The 7,414-nt window shown below is 28.9% G+C and carries 13 protein-coding genes and 3 pseudogenes; 15 read left to right on the top strand and 1 reads right to left on the bottom strand.

From position 1 onward, the window contains the following. The 14 genes and pseudogenes from A9G36_RS00440 to A9G36_RS00385 form a co-directional block, all read left to right on the top strand. The coding region (locus A9G36_RS00440) for an RHS repeat domain-containing protein (RefSeq protein WP_218055736.1) at positions 1 to 1,051 on the top strand (1,051 nt) is incomplete at its 5' end. A gap of 8 nt (positions 1,052 to 1,059) precedes the next feature. After that, entirely contained in the window at positions 1,060 to 1,554 is a 495-nt protein-coding gene (locus A9G36_RS00435) for a hypothetical protein (RefSeq protein ID WP_051825382.1), read from the top strand. Positions 1,555 to 1,636: 82 nt separating this feature from the next. Continuing rightward, positions 1,637 to 1,826 (top strand): annotated as a pseudogene (locus A9G36_RS10420) (RHS repeat-associated core domain-containing protein); the annotation flags it as partial. A gap of 339 nt (positions 1,827 to 2,165) precedes the next feature. Further along, positions 2,166 to 2,531: a hypothetical protein gene (locus A9G36_RS00425; protein ID WP_065574037.1), complete on the top strand. Its 366-nt coding sequence runs from the start codon at positions 2,166 to 2,168 to the stop codon at positions 2,529 to 2,531. Positions 2,532 to 2,572: 41 nt separating this feature from the next. After that, positions 2,573 to 2,761, top strand: a pseudogene (locus tag A9G36_RS10415) (RHS repeat-associated core domain-containing protein); the annotation flags it as partial. After that, positions 2,741 to 3,154 (top strand): DUF7587 domain-containing protein, encoded by a 414-nt coding sequence (locus A9G36_RS00420; RefSeq protein WP_065585249.1) that lies wholly within the window; start codon positions 2,741 to 2,743, stop codon positions 3,152 to 3,154. The pseudogene A9G36_RS10415 and the gene A9G36_RS00420, both read left to right, overlap by 21 nt. 13 nt (positions 3,155 to 3,167) lie before the next feature. After that, the gene (locus A9G36_RS00415; protein ID WP_034947425.1) at positions 3,168 to 3,497 is read left to right on the top strand and encodes a hypothetical protein; all 330 of its coding nucleotides are present in this window, start codon (positions 3,168 to 3,170) and stop codon (positions 3,495 to 3,497) included. 100 nt (positions 3,498 to 3,597) lie between these two features. Further along, positions 3,598 to 3,780: pseudogene (locus tag A9G36_RS10345) on the top strand (RHS repeat-associated core domain-containing protein); the annotation flags it as partial. An 81-nt stretch (positions 3,781 to 3,861) separates the two neighbouring features. Next, on the top strand, positions 3,862 to 4,146 hold the full coding sequence (locus A9G36_RS10340) for a hypothetical protein (protein ID WP_065568938.1): 285 nt from the start codon (positions 3,862 to 3,864) through the stop codon (positions 4,144 to 4,146). After that, positions 4,137 to 4,538, top strand: coding sequence for a hypothetical protein (locus tag A9G36_RS00405; RefSeq protein ID WP_065568937.1), 402 nt, complete (start codon positions 4,137 to 4,139; stop codon positions 4,536 to 4,538). Before A9G36_RS10340 ends, A9G36_RS00405 begins: the two co-directional genes overlap by 10 nt. A gap of 133 nt (positions 4,539 to 4,671) precedes the next feature. Continuing rightward, on the top strand, positions 4,672 to 5,223 hold the full coding sequence (locus A9G36_RS00400) for a hypothetical protein (protein ID WP_442902636.1): 552 nt from the start codon (positions 4,672 to 4,674) through the stop codon (positions 5,221 to 5,223). Beyond that, positions 5,211 to 5,624 carry a hypothetical protein gene (locus A9G36_RS00395; protein WP_034947417.1) on the top strand — a complete coding sequence of 138 codons (414 nt, stop codon included), beginning with the start codon at positions 5,211 to 5,213 and terminating at the stop codon, positions 5,622 to 5,624. The genes A9G36_RS00400 and A9G36_RS00395 overlap by 13 nt, the downstream gene beginning before the upstream one ends. A gap of 308 nt (positions 5,625 to 5,932) precedes the next feature. Beyond that, positions 5,933 to 6,193 carry a hypothetical protein gene (locus A9G36_RS00390; RefSeq protein WP_065585247.1) on the top strand — a complete coding sequence of 87 codons (261 nt, stop codon included), beginning with the start codon at positions 5,933 to 5,935 and terminating at the stop codon, positions 6,191 to 6,193. A gap of 2 nt (positions 6,194 to 6,195) precedes the next feature. Further along, positions 6,196 to 6,735, top strand: coding sequence for a hypothetical protein (locus tag A9G36_RS00385; protein ID WP_065561339.1), 540 nt, complete (start codon positions 6,196 to 6,198; stop codon positions 6,733 to 6,735). Here the strand turns inward: A9G36_RS00385 and A9G36_RS00380 are convergent. Next, on the bottom strand, positions 6,719 to 7,132 hold the full coding sequence (locus A9G36_RS00380) for a DUF4291 family protein (protein ID WP_081296634.1): 414 nt from the start codon (positions 7,130 to 7,132) through the stop codon (positions 6,719 to 6,721). The genes A9G36_RS00385 and A9G36_RS00380 overlap by 17 nt on opposite strands. Before the next feature lie 65 nt (positions 7,133 to 7,197). On the opposite strand from A9G36_RS00380, the gene A9G36_RS00375 reads away from it, so the two are divergent. Next, a partial coding sequence (locus A9G36_RS00375; RefSeq protein WP_141670593.1) for a transposase occupies positions 7,198 to 7,414 on the top strand: 217 nt, incomplete at its 3' end.

Here is a 7,414-nt window from a genome sequence, read left to right as displayed (position 1 = left end):
CCCGCCACAATGGCAGTCGGGTGATTGGGAATATCAGTGGCAAGGAAACGGCATGCTCAAAGCGGTGCGCAATCCACAAGGAGAATGGATTCGCTTTGAATACGACGCATTAGGAAGAAGAACAGCGAAAATTGTCCACACCAAGATTTATCGCTATCTTTGGGATGGAAATGTTTTATTACATGAATGGCATTATGAGCGTGCACGGCGTCCTAAGGTTATTACTGACGAGCTGGGAATGCTTATTTTGGACCAACCCGAACCGGTCGAAAACCTGACCACTTGGGTTTATGAAGAAGGAAGTTTAGTCCCCACCGCAAAGCTCTGCGAAGGCAAGTCCTACTCGATTGTATCGGACTATTTGGGCCGCCCCGCGCAGGCCTATGATGACAAAGGGGAACTGGTTTGGCAGGTGGAGTTTGACATCTATGGCAGAATACGGGAAGATACTTTTAACAATCAGCCGTTTATTCCGTTCAGGCAACTGGGGCAGTATGAGGATGTAGAAACGGGGCTTTATTATAATCGGTTTCGGTATTATAATCCTGAAACCGGCTTATATATTAGCCAAGATCCCATAGGATTAGCAGGTAATAACCCGAATTTTTATGCGTATACGTTTGACTCTAATACGCAAGTTGACCCGTTTGGGTTGGATCCTTTAGGATCAAAAAATAATCCTTTTACTTCTTTAAAACAAGCTATGAATAAAGCTAAAGATTTAGCAGGTATTCCTAGAAGTCAGCAACCAGATAGACAATGGAAAATAGGTGATGATATTAACAAGAAAGGAAGTAATATTGTTAACTATCAATATGATACAAACTTTGGTTCTCATGGGCGGATGTATGAATTTACAGATGCTAATGGACATAAAAAAATAATAGCAGTACACACCAATGATGGACAATTACATGTTCATGCTGGAAATCCTAAAGGAGAATACCCTCACGGATGGGATTCCTATGATTTTAAGACGAATAGATATGCAAAAATAGATGATCCAAATTTAAAAGATCATCATTTATTTGTTAAAGTTAAATGTAAATAAGAAGCATAATGAATCAATCAATACAAAATAGAAAAGCAGAAATATTACTTAAAAATAGGAAGAACAAAATATTTGAAGAGTATGATAAAAATAAATATTGTAAAGTTATTGATTTTTCAAAAGATGTAGTAATTAATTTATATTCTGAGTATTTCAAAGAGACTATAAAAACTAATAATAATATTTTTACTTCTAAATTACAACTGGATGGATTAACAAGTAAAAATGATATTAAAAATTGGATACTAAATAATATTTTAATTCATACTGTCGATAATAATATTATTAGTATTTTATATGGAGAGTTTGGTATCAAATTGGAATTAACTAGTAGTGAAAAATTTTTTTCAGATGAATTACAAAAAAAAATAGATAGTCATATAGGTTTAGATTATGGATATATAAATGAGAATAAATATATTATGCAAATATTTTCTGATGAAGAACATTATGTATATGAATATTTAAAAAAATGGGATGAAAGTAATGTATCAATTAGATGATAGTACTTAAATTATTCATCAGTTAAAGCCAACTCATTTGAGTTGCCTTTACAAGAAGATAAATTCAATAATAAGTATTTATATTCCATTCAGGCAATTAGGGCAGTATGAAGATGTAGAAACGGAGCTTTATTATAATCGGTTTCGATATATATAATCCTGAAAGTGGCTTATATATTAGCCAAGACCCGATAGGATTGGCAGATAATAACCCGAATTTTTATGCGTATGTGCATGATAGTAATGCTTGGGTGGATCCGTTTGGTCTTAGTAAAAGTGAATGTAGTGTAAAAATAAAAGAAACTCAAAAAGCTTCGTTACCTGAAGAAATGATAAAATCTTTTGAAGGAGGAATTTATAAAACAGGTATTTTAGAAGAAGATTTGATCGTTTATAGATCTTTTGGCGGAAATGCTAAATTACGAGGGAATTTGAAGCTATTATAAAAGTTCACAAAGATACTACAATTAGCTATGGTAAAGTTGCTTCACAAACAATAGATAAAACAGGAACTATTTTAAAAGGTGGTGCAGATCAAATACTTTTACCAAGGGATTGGCCTGAAGAGTGGGTTCAACAAATAGTGAAATTATCTTCAAAGTAGACATTGTATGAAAAAAGAATATATAACAAGAAAAATCAAATGCGTAATACTAAAATTTAAACATCTTAAAATAAAAGAAGAATCAGAATACATTCCAGACATTGATGAAAAAAAATTAGATAGTCGATTTTCTAATTTATCTTTGGAAGATCTTAAAAAGATAAATTCTATTTCTAAAAATCAGTATGATATTTATATAAAATATTATCAAATGCAACTTGATAATTTGGAAAATGATTCCGTATTGAAAAACTATACTGTAGGTTTAACTAAAATATATGTGGATAATTTTGGAGATTATAATAGTGCATTATATAATGATATGGTTGAAATTCAAAACTATATTGCCGAATTAATAAAAAGCCAACCTTAGGGATGGCTTTATAAGAAGACAAATTCAACAGCAGGAATTCCATTCCGTTCAGGCAACTAGGGCAGTATGAAGACCAAGAACTAGATGGACTTTATTATAATCGTTTCAGGTATTACGACAGTAATACAGGAACTTATATAAGTCAAGACCCTATCGGGCTAGCAGGTAATAACCCGAATTTTTATGCGTATGTGCATGATTCGAATACGATGGTTGATGTGTTCGGGTTGATTATTGTATATAGAGCTCTTAATGAAATTCAAGAAGCTAGTGCTAAAGCAGGAGAAACAATTATGGCAAAAAATACAGCAGCAACATATACTATACAGGAACATATAGATGATGGTAGTTTAAATACTCAATACATTTCTACAACAAAAAACTCTTCTACAGCAGAATTTTATGCCCAACCTAACCCAAGAAGAGGAAAAATGGATAAAAGTACAATAATTGCTATTGATACTGATAAGTTAGATGCTTCAAAAGTATTTGATGTTTCTTCTGGGGTTGATCCACAAACAAAAACTAAATTGAAAAACCCTGCATTTAGATATTCTGTAAAAGATGCAGAAGTTTTAATTGAAGGGGAAATACCAAGTCATGCTTATACTGTATGCAAATAAAAATATTTAAACTATGCAAAAATATTTAAGATTATTAGAAGAAATAGCAAATGAATGGGATATATTCTATAAGAACCTTGATGCAACTTATGAAGATAATGTTAAAGAAAAAGAAAAAATAAAAATTATAATTGAACAATTTTATAATGATTGTTCTTTAACACAAGAAGATAAAAATGAGTTATTATTTAAATTTATAATTCTTTTAGCAAAATACTCAGGTTGTGCAGAAGATTTAGAAATATCTGAAAATCTACTTAATTCTTTAGAAAATATGAAAATAATTAATCAAAAATATTATGATTTATTTTACGCTAATACTTCGACTAATAGATGGATGTAGTTATTTAATATATGACTAATAAAATCAAGGTGATAATAAATTTTCAATATTAAATAACAAAGCCAACTTTTAGAGTTGACTTTGTTATTATGAAGATAAGTTCAGGCAACTAGGGCAGTATGAGGATGTTGAAACGGGGCTTTATTATAATCGCTTCCGATATTATAATCCTGAAAGTGGTTCATATATTAGCCAAGACCCTATCGGGCTAGCAGGTAATAACCCGAATTTTTATGCGTATACGTTTGATTCTAATACGCAAGTTGACCCGTTTGGGTTAAATATTTTTGAAAAACTAAGGATAACTACAAAAGACGGATTCCTATTTAAGGGTTTTGAAATTAGAGCTCCTTTTAATATACCTGTGCAAAGATTTGGAGATTTACATTTAGGTTCTACTCGTCCAGATTTCTGGGGATTGAGAATAGGAATAAATAAATTTATAAATAGAACTTTTGCTGCAATATTGCCAGCATGGAATCCTTTAAATAAATATAACACAGGAATTATTCCAAAAGGAACTTCGATTAAATTTGGAATAATAGGTCCTCAAGGATTAAAATATCCGGGAGGTTCTTTACAATTTATTGTTAAATCTGACGATGTAGTTAATGTGAAAACAAAACACTTAAAGCCAAAATGCAAATAATATCTTTAATAAATAAAAATGACGATCCAATCAATTTTCAATCACAGTTTATATTAAATAACTTAGAAATTGATTATATTAACTTAATGGAAGTTAATCAAGGTTCTCCCCTTGTAGGAAATTTATTAATTAATAAAAGTAATTTATTCAAAGAAATTCTATTTGGAGGGCCATTCTTATATGATGATCAAAATAGACTTATTTATATTCCTATGTTTATTAGAAAATTTTGTGTTGTAGGTTTTAAATTATCTGTAATTAATCTAGAAAAAAAAACTATAAATTATTTAGGTAAAATTGAAGATTTAATCTTTTTAAGAAAAATAGAAAATAATAAAATATATTTTTATACAAACATTATGAAAAATAAAGAATCATTTATTAAGATTTAAAAACTAAATAAAACAAGCCAATCTAAAAAAGTTGGCTTGTTATTTCAGGCAATTAGGATATTATGAAGGCGAGTAGTTAGACGGGCTTTATTATAACCGGTTTAGGTATTACGACAGTAATACAGGAACTTATATAAGCCAAGACCCGATAGGGTTAGCAGGTAACAACCCGAATTTTTATGCGTATGTGCATGATAGCAATGCTTGGGTGGATCCGTTTGGACTTAGTAGTGGAAAATTAACTATATATTCTGATACTCATGACTTTGTTGGGCATGCTTTTATAGGAGTAACAGAGAACGGAACAACTACATATATAGGCCAGTGGCCTAAAAATGGTTTTAACTATAGTGAAATACCTAAAATTATAGTTTTAGATATTCCTGGAGATCTAAGTTATAATGATATACAATATTTAAATAGTCCTCATTTACATTCAATTTCTTATGATATAGATGAAACACAAATGTCTAATTTGAAAAAATATATTGAAGATTTTGAAGCAGGTAATACATCAACTAAAGGTTATAATTTAAGAAATAGGCAGTGTGCAAGCTTTGCCTATGGTGCTTCACAAGCTGCAGGAATAAAAGAAATGAAAATGCCTTGGTATAAATGGGCTACACCAAGTTCCTTAGCTAAAAAAATAGATTCACTAAAATCTAAAATAAAATGTCCAAAATAATTTTAGTAATAATTTGTTTAATAATAATTTTATTAATTATGTTTTCATTTTTAAAGCCTAAATTTTATATTAAATCTTATGAAGAAGATGATCACTCCTTAAACCTAAATATTTATTCTCAATCTAAAGAGTGTGGTTTTATTAGTATAAATGAGGAAAATATTATATTTCAATATTCATTAAAATTAGTTGGAAAAAAAGGACTAATTAATATAAGAGATGCAAAACTATATTTCAATAAAGACATTTTTATTATTAAGAATGAAAAATATGATATTATTGTTTCTATTAAATGTAATGAAGAAATATATAATAAAGCTATGATATATTTTAATATTAAAAAACAAAAAATAAATGATTCAAAAAATAAATCTAAGCGAGATTTATTTTTTGAAAACTAAACAGAAAAGTCAACTTGTAAAAGTTGGTTTAGTAAGATTTTAATTATTACGACAGTAATACAGGAACTTATATAAGCCAAGATCCCATAAGGTTCGAAGGGAATAATCCGAATTTTTATGCGTATACGTTTGATTCTAATTCAGAAGTTGACCCGTTTGGACTGGATGAAATATTTTATAGAACTATAGCCAAAGAACATGCAGAAATATTAGAAAAAACAAAGAAATTAACTCCAACTACAGAAACATTTACATCTCCAACACAAGCATTTTCTAATAATTATGATGGAGTTACTTATAAATTCACTATGAAAGACGGGACTACTAAAGCGTTAGAAAATATAGGCGTTAGAGATCAATCTAAACTTGTAAAATCTACTTATCCAAATATGCCTGAAGTAAAATCTGGTTGGAATGAAAATTCAGTATTCTTTAAACAAGAAAAAGTTGGAAAAAATGCACAGATTAATATTGGATTAGGGAAAGGAAAAGGAATTGAAATATTTAACGAAAATATTATATCATTTGAAAATGTTAGTACTAACAATGTAAATATCGAATGCAAATAATTATGAAATCTAAAGAAGAAAGTTTAATCTATAATTTATTAACTAATAAAATAGATTTAGACACATTTTATAATGAATATCCAGTTAACTTAAAAGAAAATAAAAATTATTTTTATGAAAAGCTACTAATATCTATAGAAAAACAAGATTTAAATAAAATAGAAGAATATTTAGATATTGAGGAATATTTAAATGATAATGAATATATTAAAAATAACCTTGATAAGATTTATAAGCAATTAATAATAAAAGATTGGATACCTAGTTATTTTTTAGAAAGATTATTGGACTCATTAGAGTTAAATACAGAAAATAGAAAATACTTTATCAGAATATTAGGCATTAATAATTTCGATAAAAATGATACTAATGATATAGAAACTTTTATAGTTCCCATTTGGAAAAAATGCCTATGGAATTTATATAAAACGGGATCTAATGATGAAACTCTGAATATTTTAAAAAGATATTTAGAATCTCCTTATGAGGATTTAAGTAATACAGCTAAAATTTTGATCCAAAAAATTATAAATCAGCATTAATAATGGGTTTGATAAAATCAGGCAAAGGGTAAATTTTCTCTTTAGGAAGTTTATCCTTTGCTTTTCCTATCTCATTATTTATAATAAGTTGATGAATTTCTTTGGAAAAACCTGTAATATCATCAATTTGAACAATCCAATCTTTTACATATTTTTTAACAGCTTCACCCTTTAATCCTATTTGAATAGATTTGTAATCTAAATTCTCCAGTTTAATATTCTTTTCAGGATCCCACTGAATACGAACAGGGGTACTATTCAATTTCTCTTTCCAATTTTCATGAGTTTTGTATATATTTTCTTTAAATGTAGATAAACAAGCATTTTCCAAAGCCCATTCAAAACCTTCTCGTTTTATTTTAACTGCTAAAATATGCTCTTGTCCTTCTGTAACTATCCCCTAAAATAGTACAGCAAAAAAGTAGAAAATTCTCTATGATAAAAGTAAAAGAGGATTTAATGATGAAAAAAATGACTGAACATCAAATCGTCGCTATTTTAAAAGAAGCTGAAGCGGGTATTCCGGTTAAAGAACTGTGCCGTAAATATGGCGTGGGTAATTCAACTTTCTATAAATGGCGAGAAAAATACGGCGGAATGGAAACTTCGGATATCAAACGCTTAAAGGAGCTGGAGGCTGAAAATCGCAAGCTTAAGCAGATGTTTGCCGAACTGAGCT

It is taken from the genome of Gilliamella sp. Choc6-1 (assembly GCF_001690385.1).
GTDB lineage: Bacteria > Pseudomonadota > Gammaproteobacteria > Enterobacterales > Orbaceae > Gilliamella > Gilliamella apicola_A.
Note: the sequence above shows the minus strand (reverse complement) of the source record. Positions and strands in the feature narration are given on the sequence as shown.

Coding starts and splice junctions, on each gene's coding strand:
- A9G36_RS00435 (WP_051825382.1), top strand. CDS start 1,060: ATGAATCAATCAATACAAAATAGAAAAGCAGAAATATTACTTAAAAAT.
- A9G36_RS00425 (WP_065574037.1), top strand. CDS start 2,166: ATGAAAAAAGAATATATAACAAGAAAAATCAAATGCGTAATACTAAAA.
- A9G36_RS00420 (WP_065585249.1), top strand. CDS start 2,741: ATGGTTGATGTGTTCGGGTTGATTATTGTATATAGAGCTCTTAATGAA.
- A9G36_RS00415 (WP_034947425.1), top strand. CDS start 3,168: ATGCAAAAATATTTAAGATTATTAGAAGAAATAGCAAATGAATGGGAT.
- A9G36_RS00405 (WP_065568937.1), top strand. CDS start 4,137: ATGCAAATAATATCTTTAATAAATAAAAATGACGATCCAATCAATTTT.
- A9G36_RS00395 (WP_034947417.1), top strand. CDS start 5,211: ATGTCCAAAATAATTTTAGTAATAATTTGTTTAATAATAATTTTATTA.
- A9G36_RS00390 (WP_065585247.1), top strand. CDS start 5,933: ATGAAAGACGGGACTACTAAAGCGTTAGAAAATATAGGCGTTAGAGAT.
- A9G36_RS00385 (WP_065561339.1), top strand. CDS start 6,196: ATGAAATCTAAAGAAGAAAGTTTAATCTATAATTTATTAACTAATAAA.